The organism is Actinomadura sp. HBU206391 (genome assembly GCF_014323665.1).
GTDB lineage: Bacteria > Actinomycetota > Actinomycetes > Streptosporangiales > Streptosporangiaceae > Actinomadura_C.
In genome coordinates, this window is record NZ_JABVEB010000077.1 from 1 (window position 1) to 21,601 (window position 21,601).

Here is a 21,601-nt window from a genome sequence, read left to right on the forward strand (position 1 = left end):
GCCCTTCCTGCCGGACGGCCGTGACAGGGACAAGACTTTGTTCGCGACTATGAACACTTTGTCCGCGATAACAGACATAGTTACCTGGGCGGCCGTTGCCGACAAGTGCTATTTGCGTAACACACCCGCAACATTTCGGGAATTCGCCCCCGCATCAGGTCTTCGCAACGGGACCTGTCGTCAGGCGTTGTCGGACGCCGTGACGTTCGCGATCCGCGCGTCCACCACGTCGGGCGAGAACACCCGGTCGGCGACCATCGACGCGGCGCCGACGACCCCCGCCCGGTCGCCCAGCCTGCCCTCGGTGATGTGCAGGCCGCGGGTCGAGCGGTACTGAGCCGCCCGGTAGACGACCTCGCGGATTCCCCCGAGCAGGTGGTCACCCGTGCGGGCGAGGCTGCCCGAGATGATCAGGACCCCGGGGTTCACCACGCTCACGACCGTGGCCAGCACCTCGCCGAGGACCCGTCCCGCCTCCCGCGTCCGCCGCACCGCCTCGGGGTGCCCGGCCGCGACGAGCCGTACGACGTCGGCGGCGTCGGCGGCGTCGCGCGCGTCGCGCACGGAAGGGTCGGCCGCGGCGAGCTCCCGGCCGAGCGCCGCACCGCTCGCCACTGCCACGAGGCAGCCGAACGAGCCGCACCCGCAGGCGACGTCGTCGTATCCGCGCAGCCGCACGTGCCCGATCTCGCCCGCGGCCCCGCCGACCCCGTGCAGCACGCGGCCGCCTTCGACGATCCCCGCGCCGATGCCCGTGCCCACCTTGACGAGCACCAGCGCCGGGCAGTCCGGGTCGGCCGCGGTGAACTCGCCGAGCGCCATCATGTTCGCGTCGTTGTCCACCAGCACCGGGCCGGGAAAGCGCGCGCCGAGAGCGGACACGACGTCGTACTCCGGCCAGCCGGTCACGACCGGAGTGGGGATCACCCGCCCGGTCCGCTGGTCGACGGGACAGGGCAGGCCGACCCCGACGCCGCACACCTCGCCCATCGACCGGCCGGCCTCGGTCAGCAGCGCCTGGAAGCAGGCGGAGATCCACTCGACCAGCGCCGCCGGCCCATCGGCGACGATCACGGGCCCGGCCGACTCGGCGAGCGTGCGGCCGGCCAGATCGACCACCGCCACCCGCCCGTGGGTGGCGCCGACATGGGCCGCGAGCACCACCGCGGACCCCTCGTCGATCTTCAGCATGTTCGGGCGGCGGCCGCCGGTCGAGACGTCGACGCCGCCCTCGCGTACGTATCCGGCGCTCACCAGCTGGTCGACCCGCTGCGCGATCGTGGAACGGGCCAGGCCGGTGAGCTCCATCAGATCCCGGCGGGTCCGCGCCCGCCCCTGCCGGATGAACTGCAACAGATGTCCCGCCGAGGGAGCACTGACCTGCGGCATTCCGATACCGTCACCTTCCGCGGCGCCGCTTCACGGGCGGTCCCCGCGTTCCACCGGGGAACGCCTTTGCAGGATTTTCGCACGGTCGGCGGGGGTCCCCCGCTACCGGGACGGCGTGGACGCCACGGTGAGCCGCAGGGTCACCTGTCCTTCGCAGGGTCCCTCCACCAGTTTCACCGAGCCGGTCTCCCGCCGGCCCCGGACGAAGAAGATGTCCGCCTCGATCCCCTCGTTCTCCTCGGCGACCACGTCGAACCCGCCGGCGGTCAGCACCGCGGGCAACGCGGCGTACGACTCGTCGATGGTCGACTCGGCGACCACCGTCACGGCCAGATGGCCCGCCTCGGAGCCGACCTCGGTGACCGTGCCCACCTCGTCGAGGTCCAGCGGAAGCGCGGCGAGCCGGCTCTTCGCGACCGGCACCGGTTCGGCGCAGCCGCGCGACGCCTCACCGGCCGCGCCACCGCATCCGGCGAGCGCGGTGACGAGCACCACGGTCGACGCGGCCCGGGCGGCGACGGCGGCCGGTCTCGGCACGCTCAGCGGACCGGGATCCGCGTGCTGTACATGCCCCTCCCGAAGCTCGCGGCGTACAGCCGCCCGCCGGGCCGGTGCACCCGCAGTTCCATGACGGGGGTCTCCGGCAGGCCGGGCAGCGGCAGCCAGAGGGAGCCGCCGAGCGGGCTGACGAAGACCCCGACGTCGTTGGCGACGTACAGCGTCCGGCCGACCTGCACGATGTCGTTGACGGGCGCGTTCGGCAGCGTGCCGCTGATGTTCTTCCAGGTGGACCCGCCGTCCGTGCTGCGGAAGACGTGCGCCGCATCGCTGCCCGACCGGAACCCCGACAGCGTCACGTAGACCACGTCGGCGTCGGACGGGTCGACCCGCAGCCTGGTCACCCAGCGGTCGGGCAGAGCCGCGTTGATCTTCGTCCAGTTCGCTCCGCCGTCCCGGGTCACCGCGACGGTGCCGTCGTCGGCGCCGATGTAGATCCGGTTCGGGTCGCTCTTCGCCACGGCGACCGTGGTGAGCGTTCCGAAGCTGTACTGCGGGTCGGGTCCCTCGCCGTCGGTCAGGTCCGGGCTGATCGGCGTCCAGGTGACGCCGCCGTCAGCCGACCGGTTCAGGATGTTGCCGCCGTAGTACATGATCGACGGATTGCTCGGGTCGAACTCGAGCGGTGCCTTCCAGTTCCGCCGGGTCGAGGTGGTGGCGCCGGTGAAGTTCCGCCCGGTGTCGCCGCCGTCGGCCGAGCGGCTGCAGTTGCCGTACTGCGAGCAGTAGTAGACGAGGTTCTGGTCCACCGGGTTGATCAGGGTCTCCAGGCCGTCTCCGCACCCGAAGATCTCCCAGCCCGCCGTCGAGCCGTACGAGCGGCTGCACCCGTTGTCCTGCGCGCCGCCGACCATGCGGCCGGGGTCCTGCTCGCCGACGTCGAGCGTGTAGTACTGCGTGTACGGCTCCGACACCGCCTTGACCCACGTGGCGCCGTCGTCGTCGGTGCGGTAGAACCCGCCGTCGTTGCCGAGGTAGATGGTCCCGGGGGCGCTGCTCTCCCACAACATGGCGTGCTGGTCGGCGTGCACGTCGTCGGCGCCGTACCCGAAGGTCCGGCCGCCGTCGCGGGAGCGGATCAGCGGCACGCCCGCGACCCACAGGTCGTTCGGGTCGCCGGGCGAGACCCAGAGCTTGCCGAACCACCAGCCGTAGCTGCTCTGTGACGAGCGGAGCAGGGGATCGTCGGGCAGCCGGGTCCAGGTGGCGCCCGCGTCCGCCGAGGTCCACAGCCCGTCGAAGTTGCCGAGCCGGTGCACCCGCAGGAGGTAGAGCCGGTTCGGATCGGACGGTGCGAGCGTGATGGCCAGCCGGCCGGTGTCCGGCCCCGCGGCGGGCAGCCCGCCGTCGAGCTCCCGCCAGGTCGTGCCGCCGTCGGTCGACTTGTAGGCCCGTGACCCGGGACCGGCGTACTGGCGCAGGTCGGGGCGGCGCTGATGGTCCCAGAAGGCGGCGTAGAGGTTTCGCGGCTGCTTTGGATCGATCAGGATGTCGGCCGCGCCCGCCGTCGGGGTCGCGCCGCCGAGCACCTTGCGCCAGCTGCGGCCGGCGTTCTCGGACCGGTAGACGCCGCGCTCGCCACCTGGCGCGAAGAGGTCTCCGGACACGGCGACGTACATGCGCCTGGCGTTCTTCGGATCGACGATGATCTCGGCGATCCGGTGCGAGTCGGTCAGGCCGGACCGCCGCCAGGTCTTCCCGCCGTCGGCGGAGCGGTAGAGCCCGGTGCCGGCATAGGTGGTGCTTCCGCCGCCGGGGCTGGTCTCACCGGTGCCCGCCCACAGGACGCCGTCGGGTCCCCGGGTGAGCGCCCCGATCGCCTGCGGATACGAGTCCGGCCAGGACCGCTGGAAGGTCTTGCCGCCGTCGGTGCTCCGCCACACGCCGCCGCTGGCCGCCGCGACCCAGAGCCTTCCCTTGCCGTCCGAGGCGATGTCCTTGAGGCGGCCGCCGATACCGGTCGGCCCCTCGCTGCGCCAGGTGACGCCCGCGATCTCGGTGCGACCGGCGTTGTCGGCCCGCAATTGCTGGAACCGGTCGCGGGCCCGCTCGTACGAGCGTGCGTCGAGGACGCTGTCGCCGGCCAGGCGCTGCACGAGCATCGCGTCACCGGGCTCCTGCCGTATCTGCGCCACCGGCCTGCGCTCGGCGCGTACGGGCTCCGCGTCGGGATGGACGGCGGCGGCTCCGGCGGTCGCCGCCATGAGCCCCACGACGGCGGCCAGGGTGAGGGATCGCCGCGACATCGAGCCTCCAGATTCCAGCATTCGTTGCGGTATATCCGGTTCCCCGTGATTGTGCGGCACCGACGGTGCGCTGCCCAGCTCAAAACACCCAGGTAAAGTTTGTCAATTTATGCCAGTAAATGGCGAGGCTAATTACCACGCCATCAGCAACCGGCCACCCGTCCACTAATTGGTCTAAAATCGGCCCGGTCGAGCGATCGGGAGGTGGCGTGGCGGGTCGATCGCGCTTGCCGGCGGCCCTCGCCCTCACCGGTCTCTTTCTCGCCCCGCTGGTCGTGATGGTGCTCGGCTCGCTCAGGACGCCCGGCCGCCCCCCGGACGGATTCGCGCTGGTTCCGGGCGAGGTGCGCACGGCCAACTACACGACGGCCGTCCGGATGGGCGACCTCGCCGGGCAGTTCGGCAACTCACTACTGATCATCGCCGTGGCGGTACCGGTGACCGTCCTGGTCGCCTCATGGGCCGGGTTCGCCCTCATGACCGCGCGCCGCGCCAGGCGGCCGTTGCTGCTCGTGACGCTCATCGCCCTCATGGTCCCCCCGTTCGCGCTGTGGGTTCCCCGGGTGGTGCTGCTGGAACGGCTGGGCCTCACCGACCACACCGTGGTCGTGGCACTGCCGGCGATCGCCGCCACCACGCCCTTCTACGTCCTGGTGTTCGCCTTCGCCTACTCGCGGATCCCACGCGGCCAGATCGAGGCGGCCGAACTCGAGGGGCTGTCGCCCTGGCGGACGTGGTCGCTGACGTTCCCGCAGGCCCGCCCGGCGGCGTTCGCGGTGGCGATGCTGGCCTTCACGTCGTACTGGTCGACCGTGACGGACCCGCTGCTACTGCTTCCCTCACCGGAGCGCTGGCCGCTCTCGCTCGGGCTCTGGTCGCTGTCGTCCCTCGACCCGCCGATGTATCCGGTGTTCCTCGCCGCGGCGGTGCTGGCGACGCTTCCGCCGACTCTGGTCTTCCTGCTGGCTCAGCGGGCGTTTCTGTCCCGGACCCTGGGGGTGCGATGATCCGTGCGGTCGCCGCGTGCGTGCTCGCGGCCACTCTGTCAATGGCGGCCTGCGGCGGCGACTCCGGCGGCGACTCCGGCGCCGGAGGCACGACCATCCGTCTCCAGATCTCCGGCGAGCCCGAGGAGATCGCCGTCTACCGGGCGCTCGTCGGCGCCTACGAGAAGAGCCATCCGGGCAGCCGGGTCCGGCTCGACGCCGTGGCGAAGAAGGCCGACCACCTCGCCCGGCTGACGACCTCGTTCGCCGCGGGGAGCCCACCGGACGTCTTCCTCGTCAACTACCGCGAGTACGCGCAGTTCGTGGCGCGGCGCGCCCTCTCCCCCGTCGGTCCGGGACTCGCCTCGCACGGCGTCCGGACGGCCGACTACTACCCCCAGCCGATCGAGGCATTCACCTATCGGGGGGTTCTGCAGTGCATGCCGCAGAACATCTCCTCCCTGGTCGTCTATTACAACCTTGACCTGCTGCGCCGCGCCGACGTTCCGGTTCCGAAGGCCTCGTGGACCTGGGACGACTTCGCGCGTACCGCGAAGACGCTCACCCGCGCGGGCGGTCACGGCGTCGGGATCGAGCCCTCCCTCGTACGGGCGGCGCCGTTCGTGTGGGGGGCGGGCGGTGAGGTCGTCGACGACACCGGGGCGCCGACCCGCCTCACGCTGGACACGCCGCAGGCCCGGCGTGCCCTGGACTTCCTGCTGAGCCTGGCCCCGGCCATGCCCGGCGAGAAGGAGGTCGCCGCGCAGGACCTGGAGACCCGCTTCACCACCGGCAAGCTCGCCATGCTGCTGTCGTCGCGGCGCGAGACGCCGGCGTTCCGGGAGGTGCCGGGGCTGGACTTCGACGTGGCGCCGTTGCCCACCGGCGCCGAGCCGGCCGGCATTTTGCATTCCGACGGCTACTGCGTGGCCGCGAAGTCCCGCCGGCGCGAGGCCGCCGCCCGCTTCATCGCCTTCGCCGTGGGTCACCAGGGCCAGACCCTCACCGCACTCGGCGGCCGTACCGTCCCCTCACTGGTCTCGGTGGCGAAGTCGGGGGCCTTTCTCGACTCTTCCCGCCCGCCCAGGAGCTCCCAGGTCTTCCTCGACGGCATTCCCTCGATCCGGCGGACGCCGGTGCACCCGCGCTGGCCCGAGGTCGAGGACGTCGTGGCGGCGGAACTGACCCGGGTCCTCCACGACGGCGCGCCGCTGGACCAGGCGCTCACCCGCATCGACGAGCGCACCCGCCCGCTGCTGGCCGACGGCGGATGAGCGTCGTCGTCAGGGGCGTCGTCAAGACCTTCCCCGGGCGTCGCGGCGCCGCCCCGGTGGCCGCCCTGCACCCCGTGGACCTCGACGTCGGGCAGACCGAACTGGTCGTCGTCGTGGGGCCGTCCGGATCCGGCAAGAGCACCCTGCTACGGGTGATCGCGGGCCTGGAGACGCCGGAGAGGGGAACCGTGCGGATCGGTGACCGCGACGTCACGGCGCTGCCCCCCGGGGCGCGTGACGTCGCATTGGTGTCCCAGGAACCCGCGCTGTTCCCGCACCTGCGGATCGCCGACAACATCGGATTCGGCGAGCGGGCGCGCGGCACGCCGCGCGCCGAGGTGCGCGGAAAGGTCGCTGCCGCCGCCGAGGCGCTGGGCATCGCCGGGGCACTCGAGCGGCGCCCCCACGAGCTGTCCGGGGGCGAGCGGCAGCGGGTGGCCCTGGCACGCGCGCTCGTCCGCGAGCCCGCCGCCTTCCTCATGGACGAGCCGCTCAGCGCGCTCGACGCCGAGTTGCGGCTGCGCATGCGCATCGACATCAAAGACCTCCAGCGCCGGCTCGGCGTCGCCCTGTTGTACGTCACGCACGACCAGCACGAGGCGCTGGCCCTCGGCGACAGGGTGGCCGTGCTCGACGGGGGCCGTCTGCTGCAGGTCGCGCCGCCCAGGGAGCTGTACGAACGGCCCGGCTCGGCCTTCGTGGCGCGGTTCATCGGTGCGCTGCCGATGAACCTGCTCCCGGCGGGTGACGCCGGCGAGGCCGTCCTCGGGGTGCGTCCCGAGCGGATCCGGACGGCGCCCGCCGACCGAGGCCGGGCGAGCGGGCGCGTGCTCACCGTCGAGCCGGCGGGCGAGGAATGCCTGGCGCACATCGCCGTGCCCGGCGCGAAGGAACGGGTGCTCGCCCGGCTGCCCTGGACCGAGGCGCCCGAGGTCGGCGCCGAGACCGGGCTCGACTGGGACGACCGCGACGTGCACCGCTTCAACGGTGCGGACGGCCGGCGTACCGGGTGAAGGTCCGCCTGCGCCCGCGACGGCGGGCCGGAACCGGCGTCCTCGCGGCGCCGTACCTGATCGGCACCGCCCTCGTGATCGGGCTGCCCCTCGCGGGCACCGCCTACCTGGCCCTGACCGACTACCACGGGTTCGGCGCACCCGCCTTCACCGGGACGGCCAACCTGCGGCGGATGGGCGGCGACGATCTGCTGTGGACCTCGCTCCGCAACTCCGCGATCCTCGCGGCCATCGTGGTGCCGCTGCGGCTGGTGCTCTCGGCCGGGTGCGCGCTGCTGCTCACCCCGCCGACGCGGACCGTCCGCGCCGCCCGCGCGGCGGTCTACCTGCCCACGGTGGTGCCGGACGCGGCCTGGGCGCTGCTGTGGCTTTGGCTGCTCAATCCGCTGTACGGCCCGCTGCCGCTCGCCCTGGAGGGCCTCGGCCTGCCCTCGCCCGGCTGGCTCACCTCGCCGTGGGGCGCCCGCGCCGGTCTCGGGCTGATGGTGGGGCTGCAGATCGGCGAGTCGTTCGTGGTCGCCCTGGCCGCCCGGCAGCTGATCCCGGCACGGTTGTACGAGGCGGCCGCCATGGAGGGCGCCCGACCGGGTCATGTCCTGCGCCGGGTCACCCTTCCGCTGCTGAGCCCGGTGCTCGTTCTGCTCGCCCTGCGCGACCTGGTGATGGTGCTGCAGATCACCGTCGTTCCGGTCCTGCTCGTCACCGAGGGCGGTCCCTACTACGCCACGCTGACCACGCCGCTCTACCTGTACCGGCGCGCGTTCGACTACGGCGAACTCGGTTACGCCAGCGGGCTCGCCATGATGCTGATCGTCGTCACCGCCGGGGCCGTGGCCGCGCAGATCCTCGTCCTGCGGCGCCTCCGCCTGCTCTGATCAGCCGGCCGGTCACCGCGGCACCGCGTGCCCTGCGCGGGCCGCGGTGACGCGGTGACTCGGTGCCGGCTCAGGCGACGGTGCAGGCGGTGCCGTTGAGGGTGAACGACGAGGGCCTTCCGGTGTTGCCGGTGTGGGTGGCCTGGAAGCCGACCCCGACCGAGCCGTTCGCGTTGATGGTGCCGTTGAACCCGACGTTGCGCGCCGTCACCTGCCCGCTGCTGGGCGAGTAGCTCGCGTTCCAGCCGGAGGTGATGGTCTGCCCGCTCGGCAACGTGAACACCAGCGACCAGCCGTTGATCGCCGAACTACCGCCGTTGGTGATCGTGATGTTGGTCGTGAAGCCGTTGTTCCAGGTGTTCATCGCGTACGTGACCCGGCAGCCGCCGACCGGCGGGGTCGGCGTCGGCGTGGTCGGCGGGTCGGTCGGGCTGCCGAAGCCCTCGATCACGGCGTTGTACGCCGGCTTCTTCGCGTAGTTGTCGTCGAAGAGCAGTGCGGCGCCCTGGCCGGGGAAGGTGTCGGGCACCCAGGAGTACCTGTCGGTGATGCCCCAGACCGTGATGCTGGTGCAGCGCGACACCGCGACGCATGCCTGCACGACCTTGCGGTAGTCGCTCGCCTGGGTCTGAAGGTTGCCGCTGCTCGCCGGTGTGGGCATCCGAATGTCGAGCTCGGTGATGTTGACGTCGAGGCCGAGGCTCGCGAACCGCTGGAGGTTGGCCTGGAAGTTGGACGGCACCTGGCCGACGATCAGGTGGGTCTGGAATCCGACGCAGTCGATCGGCACGCCGCGGGCCTGGAAGTCCCTGACCATGTTGTAGACGGCGTCGCTCTTCGCGTTGACGGCATCGGTGTTGTAGTCGTTGTAACAGAGCTTGGCGCCGGGGTCGGCCGCCCGGGCGGCGCGGAACGCCTCCTCGATGTAGCTGTTGCCGATCCGCTGCTGGAACACCGATTGGCGGCGGGAGCCGTTTTCCTCGAACGCCTCGTTGACGACGTCCCAGTAAACGATCTTGCCTTGGTAGTGGCCGGCGACGTTCGAGACGTGGTTGCGCATCGCCTGGAGCAGATCAGTGCCGGAGGATACGCCGGAGACCCAGCCCGGCAGCTGGCTGTGCCAGACCAGCGTGTGACCGCGGACCTTCTGGCCACGGGTCTGCGCGCGGTTCACGATCGCGTCGCCGGCGGCGTAGTTGAACGAGTTGCGCGACGGTTCGGTGGCGTCCCACTTCATCTCGTTCTCCGCCGTGACGCCGGTGAACTCGGTGTCGAGCGTGGTGGCGTACTGCGACTCGCTCAGACGGTTGCCCGAGACGGCCGTACCGAAGGTCTTGCCCTTGGACGAGGCGGCCGAGCCGAGGGTGGTGGCGGCGGTCGAGGACGGCGCGGTGGCCACGACGGCGGCGAGGCCGGTCGCGGTGAGTGCCGTGAGCACCGTGGCCGTGAGCGCGGTGAAGGCACGCCGCCTTCTGGGTGGGTGGGGGGCGCTTGTCACATCTCCTCCTCCGGAGAGCGGGGGCGAGGATTCGTGGGAGCGCTCCCAATACTTGGTCCAGTCAGAACACGAGTCAACATGTTTCGGAAATGTTTCGATAACGGCGTCCGACGTGTTTCGAACCGCCCGCTCGGACCGGCCGGGTCCCGCATTTCCCCCGCGTCCCCGGCCGGTCCGTCGACGTCAGCCTCGCGCCGCCTTCGACCAGAGGTCGAACAGGCGCCGTGCCGAGCCACCGACCGGGCCGATCGCGTCGGCCAACGTCTCGGACCCCGGGAGCCGTGCCTTGTCCACCGCCGACACCGCGAGCGCGGCGTCGTCGATGGTCGACGAACAGACCGCCAGCAGGTAGTCCGGCACCACGAGCGCGGGGTCGACGCAGCCCACGAGGGGTGTGCCCACGGCGGCGATCAGGGGAAACACCGTTCCCGGAATTCCGATCGCCGCCTCAGCGCGTGCCGAGGCCTCCAGCGACGGGACCTCGCTGATCTCGTAGCGATCCCACAGCGCGGGATCCTCCCTCGGATGCAGACCGACGAGGATCCGCCTGCCGGCGGCCTCCAGCCTCTCGGCGGCCGCCAGCAGAAGCTCGGTGCCGGGCGCCGCTCCCCCGGTGTCGTCGGCATGGGTGACGCTCGTGAGCACCAGCACGAGCCCCGGTTCCGGCACCCGCTTCGGCAGATCATCGGTCTGTGGTGACCCGACCACCCGCACCGGGCGCCGCGTACCGAGATAGCCGGCGAACGCGCGGGCCGCCGCCGGCGAGGCCGCTGTGATCACACGCAGCCGCCGGTGCAGCCGCCTGGCGAGAGCGGCCTCTTGCGGCCCCAGGTAGGCGAGTCCACTGGCGGCCAAGGGCAGCCGCCGGCAACGATCGGCACACTCGACCGGCCACTCCCCGGCCCCGGCGACCACGAGCAGATCGGCGGCAGGGGCCGTCTCCGGTGTCGCGGTGGGCACCGGGTCGTCCGGCTTGATCTGGGAGAGGTCGGGCACCAGCTGGGTGAGCCGCCAGCCGCGCCGTCGAGCCTCGGTGAGCAGCGGACTGATGTGATAGGTGCCCCACGGCTCATTCGTCGCCACCAGTACCCGGAGCCGCTCGCCGCCCGGCGAGGCAGCCGCGGTACCGCCCAGCGCGATGCCCGCGGTCGCGGCGAGGGCGCCGCCGAGCACCGCGCGACGCGACAACGCACCCGATATTCGTTGATCGTTTCCCATGCCGCGTCAACGTACGGTGTCGAGTCGGCCGGGAACTGAACTCCACCGGAACGCATCCAGATCTTCGGCAATCCGGTTGAGCAGTAACATTTCAGGATGGCCGAGGCGAAGTTCGAGGTACAGATGCTGCACGACCGGGTGATGGTTCGGGTCGAGCAGGAGTCGGGCGAGCGCCGCAGCAGCGGCGGCATCGTGATTCCCGCGACCGTGCAGCAGACCAATCGCCTCGTCTGGGCCGAGGTCTGCGGCATCGGCCACCATGTCCGCACGGTCAAGGTCGGCGACCGGGTGCTCTTCCACCCCGAGGACCAGTTCGAGGTCGAGATCCAGGGTCAGGACTACCTCGTCATGCGCGAGCGCGACCTGCACGCCGTCGCGAACGAGCGCCCCGAGCACGGCACCGGCCTGTACCTCTGAGCCGGCCGGTACCTCTGCGTCGGCTCGTACCTCTCTGAGCCGCCCGTCGCGTCACCGGCGTTCGAGCGCCACCCTCGGCAACCGGCGGGCCAACGCGGAGGGCAGCCACCAGGCACGGCGTCCCATCAGCCGCATGACCGCCGGCACGATGAGGCAGCGGATGACGACGGCGTCGATGAGGATCGCGGCGGCCAGCCCGAGGCCGAACTCCTGGAGCATGCGGACCGGGCTCAGGACGAAGGCGCTGAACACCACGATCATGATGGCGGCGGCGGCCGTGATGACGCTCCCGGTGGTCGCGAGACCCTCCCGGACGGCGGCCGCCGCGTCGCCGCGGCGCTCCCACTCCTCGTGGATACGGGAGAGCAGGAAGACCTCGTAGTCCATCGACAGCCCGAAGACGATCGCGAAGATCATCACCGGCAGATACGCCTCGATGGGGCCCGGCTGGGCGAAGAGCAGGCCGTGCTGGAAGACCAGGGTGATGACCCCCATCGCGGCGGCGATGCTCAGCAGGTTCAGCACCGCGGCCTTCACCGGGATCAGCAGCGAGCGGAACACGATCAGCAGGAGCAGCGAGGACAGCCCGACGACCACCAGGACGAACAGCGGCATCCGGTCGGCCAGTGTGTCGGAGAAGTCCTGCGCCGCCGCGGTGGCGCCGCCCACCATGAAGGCGGCGCCCGTGGCGCGCTCCAGGGGCGGCAGCACCTCACCGCGCATCCGGTGCACCAGTTCGCCGGTGGCCTCGTCCTGCGGCGCGGAGTCGGGGAAGACGATCAACGTGGACACCGCGCGGTCACGGGTCGGGATCGGACCGGTCACCGAAGCGACCCCCGGGGTGGCGGCGAGCATGCGCCGCAACTCTCCCGCCGCCCGCTCGTCGCCCTGGGCCACCACGATCAGCGGGCCGTTGACGCCGGGGCCGAAACCGTCGGCGAGCAGGTCGTAGGCGCGGCGACTGGTCGCGGAGTCCGGGTCGCTGCCGGCGTCGGCGAAACCGAGCCGCATCCCGAGCGCGGGCGCGGCGATCGCGAGGAGCGCGACGGTGGACACGAGCAGCGCGAGCCAGGGGCGACGTTGCACGAGCGCCGCCCATCGCCGCCAGCGGGCCCCGCGCTCACGATGGGCTCGACCCGCGCGCCGGTGGACGCTCCGCCGGATGCGCCGGTGCAGCAGCGCGAGCAGCGCCGGGAGCAGCGTCAGCGCGGCGAGCATGGTCATGAGCACGGTGAGCGCGACGGCGAGTGCGACGCCCTGCAGGAAGCCCAGCCCGAGAACGACCAGTCCCAGCAGGGCGATGATGACAGTGCAGGCGGCGAAGAAGACCGTTCGCCCGGCCGTGTCCAGGGCGGTGCGCGCGGCCTGCTCGGGCTCGGCTCCGTCGAGCAGTTCGTCCCGGTAGCGGGAGAAGAGGAGCAGAGCGTAGTCGACGCCCACCCCGAGGCCGACGAGCATCATGATCGGTGGCGTGAAGTCGGCCACGTCGGCGATCCAGGAGGCGATGGCTATCAGCCCGAGCGTGGTGCCCACCGCGAAGATCGCGGTTATCAGCGGCAGGCTCGCGGCGACCAACGAGCCGAAGAGCAGCACGAGGATCACGAGTGCACCGAGCATCCCGGCGCCCTCGGCACCACCGCCGCCCTCGCCCTCCGCCACCTCTCGTACGGCGTCGCCGCCCACCTCGACCTGCAGGCCTGCGCCGTCGACGGCCCGTGCCGTGTCGACGATCTCACGAACGTCCTCGGCGGGCACGGCCTCCGCCCGGCCCTTCAGGCTGACGGTGGCATGGCCGATGGTGCCGTCGCGTGAGATCGCGCCGGGCTCGGCGAAGGGCCCGCGTACGCCTGCGACGCCGGGCAGTCCCTCCACCTCCCGCAGCATCTCCTCCACCCGGGGGCGCGTGCCGGGCGCCGCGACGCCGCGGACGTCCCGCATGACGATCTCGACGCTGTTCCCCACCTCGGGGGAGCCGTGCCGCGCCAGGACGTCGGCGGCGCGCTGGGAGTCGGTGCCGGGCAGGGTGAAATCGTTGTGGTAGTCGCTGCCCACCATCGCCGACGCGCCGGAGACGCCGATAAGGATCGCCGCCCAGAGCGCGAGCGCGCCCCAGCGGTGATGGTAGGACCACGCCGCGAGCCGCTCGAACAGGCCGGCGCGGCGCGGCGGTGCGGTGGTCGTGGACGTGGTGGCGGGGGTCTGCGGAGGCATGCCAACAAGGATCCGCGCGAGACGGCCACCGATCGTCCTGCGCAGGCACGGAATCGCCGTACCCCCGGAGTCGTCGGCGGAGCCGCCGCCCTACCGCGGCGGTTGCGCGGAGCGGCGGATGGATACCCCAGCGGTTGTCAGGAGAGCCAGCCAGGGGTGATCAACCCGGACTCGTAGGCGAGTACGACCAGTTGCGCGCGGTGCCGTACGTCCAGCTTGGTCATGATGCGGCTGACGTGCGTCTTCGCCGTCGCCGGGCTCAGCACGAGCCGTTCGGCGATCTCGTCGTTGGACAGACCCTCGGCGACCAGCGTCATGACCTCGCGTTCTCGTCCGGTGAGCGCGTCCAGGCGCGCACCGGGAACCGGCCGATCGACGCGTCCGGCGAACTCGGAGATCAGCCGGCGGGTGACCGAGGGTGCGATCAGCGCGTCGCCGCGGGCCACGACCCGGACTCCGTGGATCAGTTCCATCGGCTCGGTGTCCTTGACCAGGAACCCGCTGGCTCCGGCCCGCAGAGCGCTGTAGACGTAGTCGTCGAGGTCGAAGGTGGTCAAGATGATCACTTTGACGTCGGTGAGGTCGGCGTCGTCGGCGATGCGCCGGGTGGCCTCCAGGCCGTCCAGCTCGGGCATCCGGATGTCCATGAGCACGACATCGGGCCTGAGGCCGCCGGCGAGACGCAGGGCCTCCGCTCCGTCCGAGGCCTCGGCGACCACGCTGATGTCGTCCTCGTCGTCGAGGATGGAGCGGAACCCGGCCCGCACGAGGCGCTGGTCGTCGGCCAGCAGCACCCTGATCAACGGACACCGCCCAGCCCGCGCGAGCCGAGCGGCAGCCTGGCGCGGACGCGGAATCCTCCAGCGGATCCGCCGCCTTCGGCGGTGAGCTCGCCGCCCAGCGCCCGCGCCCGCTCGCCCATGCCGAGGATGCCGTTGCCCGCGCCCGGGTCACCGCCTCGCCCATCATCGTCGATCTCCAAGCGCACGTCGTCGCGGCCGTAGCGGACCCGCACGACCGCCATGGTGGCGCGGGCGTGCCGCGTCACGTTGGTGAGGGCCTCCTGCACGATGCGGTACGCGGCCAGGTCGACCTCAGGGGGCACCGGGCGCCGCTCCCCCTCGATCTCGGTCCGTACGTCGAGCCCCGTGGTCTCGGCACCGGCGACGAGATCGGCCATACCGGCCAGGCCGGGCACCGGCTCGGTGGGCGCCGCCTCGTCGACCTGCCGCAGCACCCCGAGCGTGGCCCGCAGTTCCCTGAGGGCCTCCCGGCTCGTCTCCTTGATGGCGGCGAGGGCACGCTCGGCCTGCTCGGGATCGCGCTCGATGCGGTGCAGCGCGGCCCCCGCCTGCACGTTGATGAGGGAGATGTTGTGGCCGATCACGTCGTGCAGCTCACGCGCGATGCGGAGCCGCTCCTCGGTGGCCCGCCGCCTGGCCTCTTCCTCCCGGCCGCGCTCGGCGTCGAGGGCGCGCTGTTCGACCTCGCGCAGGTAGGCCTGGCGGTTACGGGCGACGGCGCCCAGCGCGACCGCCGCGATGATCCAGCCCGTGACGAGCGACAGTGCGGCGTTGTCCACGTGGCGTGTGTCGCCGGCCGTCTCGCCGAAGCCGGTGGCCAGCAGCGCCAGGACGCTCAGGGTCACCGCCGCCTTGAGGTGCCCTTCCGCGGCGGCGGTGTAGAGACCGACGATGAAGGTCACGAGCAGCGTGCCGTCCGGCTCACCGAGCGGGTAGTACAGGCCGCAGGCGAGCAGGGTCAGCGCCGCCATGGCGACCGGCCATCGGCGCCGGAAGTACACCGCGACCAGGGCGACGACGATCAGCGCCCAGCTCAGCAGATCGGCGGACGCGAACGGGCGCTGGTCCCGCAGCGCGAAGAGAGCACCCGCGACGACCACGACGGCGACCCCGCCCGCCACCACGGCGTCGGCGGCACGGCCGCGCAACGGCCACGGCGGCGCACCCGGGGTCAGTGCCATGCACCGCAGCATAAGGCCGCCACCGAGACCGCCGGCGGGGGCTCAGCTCTTGACGTCGACCCAGACCAGGCGGTGGTCGGAGCTCGGGAACGGGAAGACGCCGGTCAGCCGGGACAGCGGGTCGGCCTTGACCGGCCAGAACACCCCGCCGTCGACGGCCCGCAGCGACTTGGAGGGCAGCACATGGTCGACGCGGAGGTTGCCCGGCGCGCCGTCGGCGAAGTCGGCCGTGTCGGCCGCCGGGTCGCCTCGGTGGCTTGCGTTGGCACCGCCCTGCAGCGCGCTCGCCTCAGCGGCCCCCTCGCTCGAAGGCACGTACGAGGCGTTGACCCGCGGGTTGCGCAGCAACTGGTCGATGGCGCTGTCGACGCTGTCGCCGTCGAGAGGGTCGGCGTTCTGGTCCCCGGCGATCACGAAATCCGCGCCGGGCCGCAGCCCGCCGTGCCGCCCGCGATCGTCGTAGACATAGCGCGCCGAGCGGACGTAGTCGGCCCAGAAGCGGATCTCGTCGTGGTTGCGCAGGCCGTTGCGGTCCTCGGCACCGTCGAAGGTGGGCGGCGTCGGGTGGCTGACGAGGAAGTGCACGGTACGCCGCCCGATGCGGACCGGCACGTCCCAGTGGCTCTTGGAGGACAGGCGCAGCTTCTGGAGTTCGGCGGGCGAGTACCAGTCACGGGGCCGTGCGGTCGCGGGGTCGTCCGGAAGCAGGGCCCCCGGCATGTCCGCCCACCTGAACTTCTGGAACGTCCGGATCGAATCGAAGTCGATCGGGTAGCGCGAGTAGACGGCCATGCCGTACTGGCCGGGGAACATCCCGTAGCCGTACGCATCCTGGCCGTAGGCGTCCGATCCCGGTTCGGTGACGACCGTGCCGTCGTTGTTCAGGTCGAGGCCGGAGGCGATGCCGGTGTTGCTCGGGGCGATGTACCGGTATCGATACTCGATCGGGCGAGCGCCGTTCTGGCCTACGGACAGGTAGTTCTTCTGGAAGAGCCCCGGCGCCGCGCGGTCGTAGTCGAATTCGTTGATGAGCAGCACGTCGGGCCTGTTGCGCTGGATGATCTCGGCGATCGTCCGGGCCTGCGCGTTGCCGGGCGTCGACAGGTCCGCGATGAGGGCGCCCGCGGTGGCCCGGTTGAGCGAGGCGTTGAACGTGGCGAACCGCACGCCCCCGTGATCGGACGCTGCCGCCGGCCCCATGGCGGCTGCGGTCAGTGCCACGGCTGCGGCGACGACGGTCGCGGAACGGGCACGGGTACGCATCATCAGACACTCTCCTCAGGACATGGCGATCCTGGTGATCGTGGCATGACTTCGGCGTCCGGTGAACGACCCCGGGGCAACGCTGCGGCAGCGACTCCGTGAGCACCGGGTGCGCGTGAGATCTTGACCGGGGCACGACAGACCCAGCACGGAACGAGGAAGAACACCATGACCGACAAGGTCGGAATGAAGGGCTGACGCCCACCGGTGCCGCCCAAGCAGCCGCTCGGCATCCGGGCCACGAATCCCAGAGCGCTGATGCCGGTGACCGGCAGGAGGCGAAACGACGCTGAGACGGCCGGTGTCCGGGTGAGGTCATGTGATGCTCCGCCTCCGCCCCGGGATCAGACGGTGACGGCGGCGGTCGATCCGGTGCGGTCCTTGCGGACCCGGAGCTGTGCGGGAATGCGGGTGCGCAGCTCGGCGACGTGACTGACGATGCCCACGGCACGCCCACCGTCCCTCAGACCGTCGAGAACGTCCATCACCTCGTCGAGCGTCTCCTCGTCGAGGGTGCCGAAGCCCTCGTCGACGAACAGCGTGCCGATCTCGGTGCCGCCGGCCTCGGCCGTCACGACGTCGGCGAGCCCGAGCGCCAGGGCCAGGGAGGTGATGAAGGACTCGCCGCCCGAGAGCGTCACCGGGTCGCGGTCCTGCCCCGTCCAGGCGTCGGTGACGCGCAGCCCGAGCCCGCCGCTGCCGCCCCGGCGGTCGCCGGCCGCCCGGTCGATCGTGTGGGCGAGCGCGTAGCGGCCGGCCGACATACGCGACAGCCGCTCGTTGGCCGCCGCGACCACCTGCTCCAGCCGGGCCGCGAGCACGTAAGCCGACAGGCGCATGCTCAGCAGGTTCACTCCGGGCTGCCCCGATGCCAGGCCCGCGAGCCTGGCAGCGACGAGATACCGCTCGGCCGCCGGGCGCCAGGCGGCGACCCGGGCGGCCAGTGTCACGCGCAGTTCGCGGAGGCGGTCATGGCGCTGCCGGGCACGGTCGCGGGCCGACACCACAGCGGTGTAGGCACTCTCAGCCATCACCAGGCCAGCCTCGAGCGCCGGCAACTCCGGTGCCGGAAGTTCCGCCGCCGTGACGAGCTCAGGGTCGTCCAGCAGGGCGCGTACGGTCGCGTCCTCGTCGTCGAAGGCCTTGATCTCGGCCTTGATCCCGGCCCGCGAGTCGGCCGGCAACGCGGCGTCACGCGCGTCGTCGAGCGAAGCGAACCCCTCGTCCGAGGCGGCGTCCGAGGCCGCCGACCGGGCGAGGACCAGTTCCTCCTCGGCGGTCCTGGCGAGCCGCGTCGCCTCAGCGGCGGCCCGCAGCAGCTCGGCCTCGCCGGCGAGCCGGTCGATGCGCGCCTCGAGCGTCGGGTCGGCGCCGCGTGCCTCGTCCAGACGCTCGGTCAGCCGGATCGTCTCGGCGGTGAGCTCGGTGTGGCGGGTCCGATTCTCCGCGAGCGTCTGCAGCACTGTTTCGCGCCGGTCCCTGGCGCGGGTCAGCTCGGCCTCGGCGTGGAGCAGCCGCTCTTCGAGCCGCTCGGTCTGCGCGGCGTCGGCGTCAACGGCGGCCAGCGCCTCCTCGGCCGCGGCCAGCTCGTCGGCCAGCACGTCGACGGGCTCCTCGCTGATCTCGAGCAGCCCGTCGAGCTCGGCGCGCAGCTCGGCCAGCCGGGCGGCGGCGTCCTCCCGGCCGGCCTGCGCCCCGTCGTAGGCGGCCTGGGCGCGCTCCTCGTCGGCCTCGTCGGGGGTTCCGTCGAGTGCGACGGCCGGGTCGGGGTGCTCGGCGGAGCCGCAGACGCGGCAGGGCTCCCCCGCGGCGAGTTCCCCGGCGAGGACGGCGGCCATGCCGTCCAGGCGGGCCTGCCGGATCTCCTGCAGCCGGTCGCGCAGCTCCTGAGCGGTGTCGACCACGGCCTGATGACCGATCTCGGCGTCGGCGAGCGCGGCCCTGACGACGTCCCTGCGCCTGGCCGACTCGATCCGCCGCCCGGCGTCCTGCAGCACGGCCTGCGCCGCCGGGCGCCCCGCCGCACGCAACCGGGCCCCGTCGAGTTCGGCCCGGCCCTCGTCCACCAGCTCGGGCAGCTCGGCGAGCAGTGCCGAGAGCCCGGCCTCCTCCTGCTCGAGGCCCGCCAGCCGGCCGGCCACGCCCGCGATCTCGCCGGCCATGTCGCGCAGCCGCGCGGCGTCGTCACGCAGCCGCTCGAGCCCGGCCGCCTCGTCGCGGCGGTCGCGCTCGGCCTTGTGCAGCACGTCGTCGGGGGCCGAGCTGGGCACGAGGTCGGACAGCGCCGCGCGGGCGACGGCGGCGGCGTCGCAGGTCCGCTCGGCCTGGCGGGTCCGGGTGGTCACGGCGTTGATCAGCGGCAGCACCCTGTCGGCGCGGGCGGCGGCGGCCTCGCGCCCGGCGAGCACCGCACGCTCACCGGCCCTGGCGTCGATCGCCTCCCTCCTGCGGAGGGCGTCGGCGTGCCGGCGCTGCCGCTCGGCGAGGCCGCGGCCCCGCTCGGCCTTCTCGCGGGCCGCCGAAAGGGCGGCCTCGGCATCGGCCACGAGCGACTCGGTCTCGGTGCGCACCGCGGCGAGCTGGCCCTCGAGCTCGGTTGCCCAGGGGGTCACCATCTCGTGCCCGCCGTCGCCCGGCGGCTGCTCGCGCCGGGGCGCTGGCACCAGGCCGCGGCCGGCCGCCGCTTCGCCGCCGGGCCGTTCGGCGCCGGCCGTCTCGGCGATCCGATCGGCGGTCGACTCGACCTCCGCGCGCAGCTGCTCGGCCCGCCTGCCGCTCACCGCCCTGCGGTCGGCCAGCCACTTCTCCACCTGGGTGAACACCTCGGTGGCGAACAGCCGCTCCAGCACCTTGCGGCGCTCCTCGGCGCCTGCGCGCAGGAACGCCGCGAACTCGCCCTGCGGCAACAGTGCCACCTGGCAGAACTGGTCGGCCGTCATGCCGAGCAGCCCGCCGATGAAGTGCCCGGCCTCGTCGAGCCGGGCGGACCGGCCGAGCCACGAGCCGTCCTCGTACTCCTCGACGATCACCTTGGCGTGCTCGGACGTGGTGCCGGTGCCGCGGATCTTCGGCCGCTCCCACGACGGCGACCGGGTGATGCGCAGCCGGCGGCCGCGGACCGTCAGCTCCAGCAGGACCCTCGGCGCGGCCCCCAGCGCGGCGTGGTCGCTGCGCAGCAGCCCCTTGACGGCGTTGCGGGCGCCGGGCACCTGGCCGTACAGCGCGAAACAGAGGGCGTCGAGGACGCTGGTCTTGCCGGCGCCGGTCTGGCCGTGGATGAGGAAGAGCCCGGCGTCGGACAGCGTGTCGAAGTCGATGGTCACGGTGCCCGCGAACGGCCCGAACGCGGTCACCTCGAGGCGGTGCAGCCTCACGGCGGGCACCCCCTGCCGGCGGGCCCGGTCACGCCGTGGCCTCCTTCACCCGGCAGGCCTCGAAGGCCTCGTGCAGCAGGGCCCGCTCGGCCTCTCCGGCGGGCTCGCCGCTCACCTCGGCGACGAAGTCGCGTGCGATGTCGAGGTCGGAGCGCTCCCTGATCCGTTCGGACCAGGAGCGGCCGCCGCCGGCACCGGCGCCCTCGGGTTCGAAGCCGAGCGCGAGCGTGTGCGGGAACCGCCCGCGCAGCCGCTCCATCGCCGCCGGCGGGCGGTGCGGATCGGTCAGCACGACCTGGAGCCAGTGGTCCTCGTATCGCGCGTGCGCGGGCGAGGTGAGCAGGTCGTCGAGCCGGCCGCGGAGCCGGGCCAGCCGGCGCGGGACCGGCGCCTCGACGAACTCGGCGGCCAGGCCGCCGTCGGCGCGCTCCGGAGGCAGCTCGACCAGCCAGGAGCCCTTGAGCTGGCGGGTCTCGGAGAAGGAGTAGGCAAGCGGCGATCCCGAGTAGCGCACGGTCTCGGTCATCGTCTGGCGGCCGTGCAGGTGGCCGAGCGCGACGTAGTCGACACCCTCGAACACCCCTGCCGGCACGTGGGAGACACCGCCCACGGAGATGTCGCGCTCGCTGTCGCTCGGCTCGCCCCCGGTGACGAAGGCGTGCGCCAGCACGACGGCGCGCCCGCCCCGCCCCGCGAGGTCGGCGCGCACGCGGCGCATCGCCTCGGTCATCGCGGCGGTGTGGCCGCGCGCGTCCAGGTTCCAGGGCGCGCGGAGCAGTTCGGGCTCGAGGTAAGGGATGCCGTAGACCGCGAGAGTCTCACCGCCAGCCGGCACGAGCACCGGCTCGCCCACGGACGCCGGATCGGCGCGGACGTGCACCCCTGCGGAGTCCATGAGGCCGGCGCCGAAACCGAGCCGCTGCGCCGAGTCGTGGTTGCCGGCGATGAGGACCACCCGGCTCAGCTCGGCCAGCCGCCGGAGCGCCTCGTCGCACAGCCGCACGGCGTCGACGGGCGGCAGCGCCCGGTCGTAGACGTCTCCCGAGACCAGCACGCAGTCGACCCGCTCGGCACGCACCGTCTCGACCAGATGGTCGACGAAGGCGGCCTGGGCGCCCAGCAGGTCCTCCCGGTGGAAGGAGCGGCCGAGGTGCCAGTCGGAGGTATGGAGGAGACGCATCGCACCGAACCCTAGGCGGCACCTCCGACACTTCCGCCTCAGAAACGCCGAGGAACCCCAAACGATCACAATTGCCAGGTGTCGCCGCCGTGGGCCCGCCGGCCGGTGGCCCGGG

16 protein-coding genes are annotated in these 21,601 nt (G+C 72.5%); 5 read left to right on the plus strand and 11 right to left on the minus strand.

Features of this window, described 5'->3' with window-relative positions; genetic code table 11:
- Window positions 1-180 precede the first annotated feature (180 nt).
- From HKK72_RS21515 to HKK72_RS21525, 3 genes are all read right to left on the minus strand, one after another.
- A complete protein-coding gene (locus HKK72_RS21515; protein ID WP_187236207.1) occupies window positions 181-1,389 on the minus strand; it encodes an ROK family transcriptional regulator in 1,209 nt (402 codons plus the stop codon).
- Between the two features lie 102 nt (window positions 1,390-1,491).
- Entirely contained in the window at window positions 1,492-1,926 is a 435-nt protein-coding gene (locus HKK72_RS21520; protein WP_187236208.1) for a hypothetical protein, read from the minus strand.
- A 2-nt stretch (window positions 1,927-1,928) separates the two neighbouring features.
- Window positions 1,929-4,193 carry a WD40/YVTN/BNR-like repeat-containing protein gene (locus HKK72_RS21525; protein WP_187236209.1) on the minus strand — a complete coding sequence of 755 codons (2,265 nt, stop codon included), beginning with the start codon at window positions 4,191-4,193 and terminating at the stop codon, window positions 1,929-1,931.
- Window positions 4,194-4,402: 209 nt separating this feature from the next.
- On the opposite strand from HKK72_RS21525, the gene HKK72_RS21530 reads away from it, so the two are divergent.
- The 4 genes from HKK72_RS21530 to HKK72_RS21545 are packed head-to-tail and all read left to right on the plus strand — an operon-like array spanning window position 4,403 to window position 8,341.
- Complete coding sequence (locus tag HKK72_RS21530) at window positions 4,403-5,200, plus strand: carbohydrate ABC transporter permease (protein ID WP_222720967.1); 798 nt, start codon at window positions 4,403-4,405, stop codon at window positions 5,198-5,200.
- On the plus strand, window positions 5,197-6,453 hold the full coding sequence (locus HKK72_RS21535) for an ABC transporter substrate-binding protein (RefSeq protein WP_187236210.1): 1,257 nt from the start codon (window positions 5,197-5,199) through the stop codon (window positions 6,451-6,453). The genes HKK72_RS21530 and HKK72_RS21535 overlap by 4 nt, the downstream gene beginning before the upstream one ends.
- The gene (locus HKK72_RS21540; RefSeq protein WP_187236211.1) at window positions 6,450-7,466 is read left to right on the plus strand and encodes an ABC transporter ATP-binding protein; all 1,017 of its coding nucleotides are present in this window, start codon (window positions 6,450-6,452) and stop codon (window positions 7,464-7,466) included. Before HKK72_RS21535 ends, HKK72_RS21540 begins: the two co-directional genes overlap by 4 nt.
- A complete protein-coding gene (locus tag HKK72_RS21545; RefSeq protein WP_187236212.1) occupies window positions 7,463-8,341 on the plus strand; it encodes a carbohydrate ABC transporter permease in 879 nt (292 codons plus the stop codon). The genes HKK72_RS21540 and HKK72_RS21545 overlap by 4 nt, the downstream gene beginning before the upstream one ends.
- Window positions 8,342-8,411: 70 nt before the next feature.
- Here HKK72_RS21545 and HKK72_RS21550 read toward each other — a convergent pair whose 3' ends face one another.
- Both HKK72_RS21550 and HKK72_RS21555 read right to left on the minus strand, forming a co-directional pair.
- Window positions 8,412-9,839 carry an endo-1,4-beta-xylanase gene (locus HKK72_RS21550; RefSeq protein ID WP_187236213.1) on the minus strand — a complete coding sequence of 476 codons (1,428 nt, stop codon included), beginning with the start codon at window positions 9,837-9,839 and terminating at the stop codon, window positions 8,412-8,414.
- A gap of 183 nt (window positions 9,840-10,022) precedes the next feature.
- On the minus strand, window positions 10,023-11,057 hold the full coding sequence (locus HKK72_RS21555; protein ID WP_222720968.1) for a hypothetical protein: 1,035 nt from the start codon (window positions 11,055-11,057) through the stop codon (window positions 10,023-10,025).
- A 96-nt stretch (window positions 11,058-11,153) separates the two neighbouring features.
- Here HKK72_RS21555 and HKK72_RS21560 point away from each other — a divergent pair, with 96 nt between their 5' ends.
- Window positions 11,154-11,474, plus strand: coding sequence for a GroES family chaperonin (locus HKK72_RS21560; RefSeq protein ID WP_187236214.1), 321 nt, complete (start codon window positions 11,154-11,156; stop codon window positions 11,472-11,474).
- A 51-nt stretch (window positions 11,475-11,525) separates the two neighbouring features.
- Here HKK72_RS21560 and HKK72_RS21565 read toward each other — a convergent pair whose 3' ends face one another.
- From HKK72_RS21565 to HKK72_RS21590, 6 genes are all read right to left on the minus strand, one after another.
- On the minus strand, window positions 11,526-13,685 hold the full coding sequence (locus HKK72_RS21565) for an MMPL family transporter (RefSeq protein WP_187236215.1): 2,160 nt from the start codon (window positions 13,683-13,685) through the stop codon (window positions 11,526-11,528).
- A gap of 137 nt (window positions 13,686-13,822) precedes the next feature.
- Window positions 13,823-14,488 carry a response regulator transcription factor gene (locus HKK72_RS21570; protein ID WP_187236216.1) on the minus strand — a complete coding sequence of 222 codons (666 nt, stop codon included), beginning with the start codon at window positions 14,486-14,488 and terminating at the stop codon, window positions 13,823-13,825.
- Entirely contained in the window at window positions 14,485-15,669 is a 1,185-nt protein-coding gene (locus tag HKK72_RS21575) for a sensor histidine kinase (RefSeq protein ID WP_187236217.1), read from the minus strand. Before HKK72_RS21575 ends, HKK72_RS21570 begins: the two co-directional genes overlap by 4 nt.
- Before the next feature lie 42 nt (window positions 15,670-15,711).
- On the minus strand, window positions 15,712-16,932 hold the full coding sequence (locus HKK72_RS21580; RefSeq protein WP_222720969.1) for an endonuclease/exonuclease/phosphatase family protein: 1,221 nt from the start codon (window positions 16,930-16,932) through the stop codon (window positions 15,712-15,714).
- Between the two features lie 344 nt (window positions 16,933-17,276).
- Window positions 17,277-20,306, minus strand: a complete 3,030-nt coding sequence (locus tag HKK72_RS21585; protein ID WP_187236219.1) for an AAA family ATPase — start codon at window positions 20,304-20,306, stop codon at window positions 17,277-17,279.
- 28 nt (window positions 20,307-20,334) lie between these two features.
- Complete coding sequence (locus HKK72_RS21590) at window positions 20,335-21,486, minus strand: exonuclease SbcCD subunit D (RefSeq protein WP_187236220.1); 1,152 nt, start codon at window positions 21,484-21,486, stop codon at window positions 20,335-20,337.
- Between the last annotated feature and the right edge of the window lie 115 nt (window positions 21,487-21,601).

Bases quoted from the DNA above. Each gene is read 5' to 3' on its own strand.
- HKK72_RS21515 (WP_187236207.1), bottom strand. From the start codon at position 1,389: ATGCCGCAGGTCAGTGCTCCCTCGGCGGGACATCTGTTGCAGTTCATC.
- HKK72_RS21565 (WP_187236215.1), bottom strand. From the start codon at position 13,685: ATGCCTCCGCAGACCCCCGCCACCACGTCCACGACCACCGCACCGCCG.
- HKK72_RS21540 (WP_187236211.1), top strand. From the start codon at position 6,450: ATGAGCGTCGTCGTCAGGGGCGTCGTCAAGACCTTCCCCGGGCGTCGC.
- HKK72_RS21580 (WP_222720969.1), bottom strand. From the start codon at position 16,932: ATGCGTACCCGTGCCCGTTCCGCGACCGTCGTCGCCGCAGCCGTGGCA.
- HKK72_RS21590 (WP_187236220.1), bottom strand. From the start codon at position 21,486: ATGCGTCTCCTCCATACCTCCGACTGGCACCTCGGCCGCTCCTTCCAC.
- HKK72_RS21555 (WP_222720968.1), bottom strand. From the start codon at position 11,057: ATGGGAAACGATCAACGAATATCGGGTGCGTTGTCGCGTCGCGCGGTG.
- HKK72_RS21560 (WP_187236214.1), top strand. From the start codon at position 11,154: ATGGCCGAGGCGAAGTTCGAGGTACAGATGCTGCACGACCGGGTGATG.
- HKK72_RS21535 (WP_187236210.1), top strand. From the start codon at position 5,197: ATGATCCGTGCGGTCGCCGCGTGCGTGCTCGCGGCCACTCTGTCAATG.
- HKK72_RS21575 (WP_187236217.1), bottom strand. From the start codon at position 15,669: ATGGCACTGACCCCGGGTGCGCCGCCGTGGCCGTTGCGCGGCCGTGCC.
- HKK72_RS21525 (WP_187236209.1), bottom strand. From the start codon at position 4,193: ATGTCGCGGCGATCCCTCACCCTGGCCGCCGTCGTGGGGCTCATGGCG.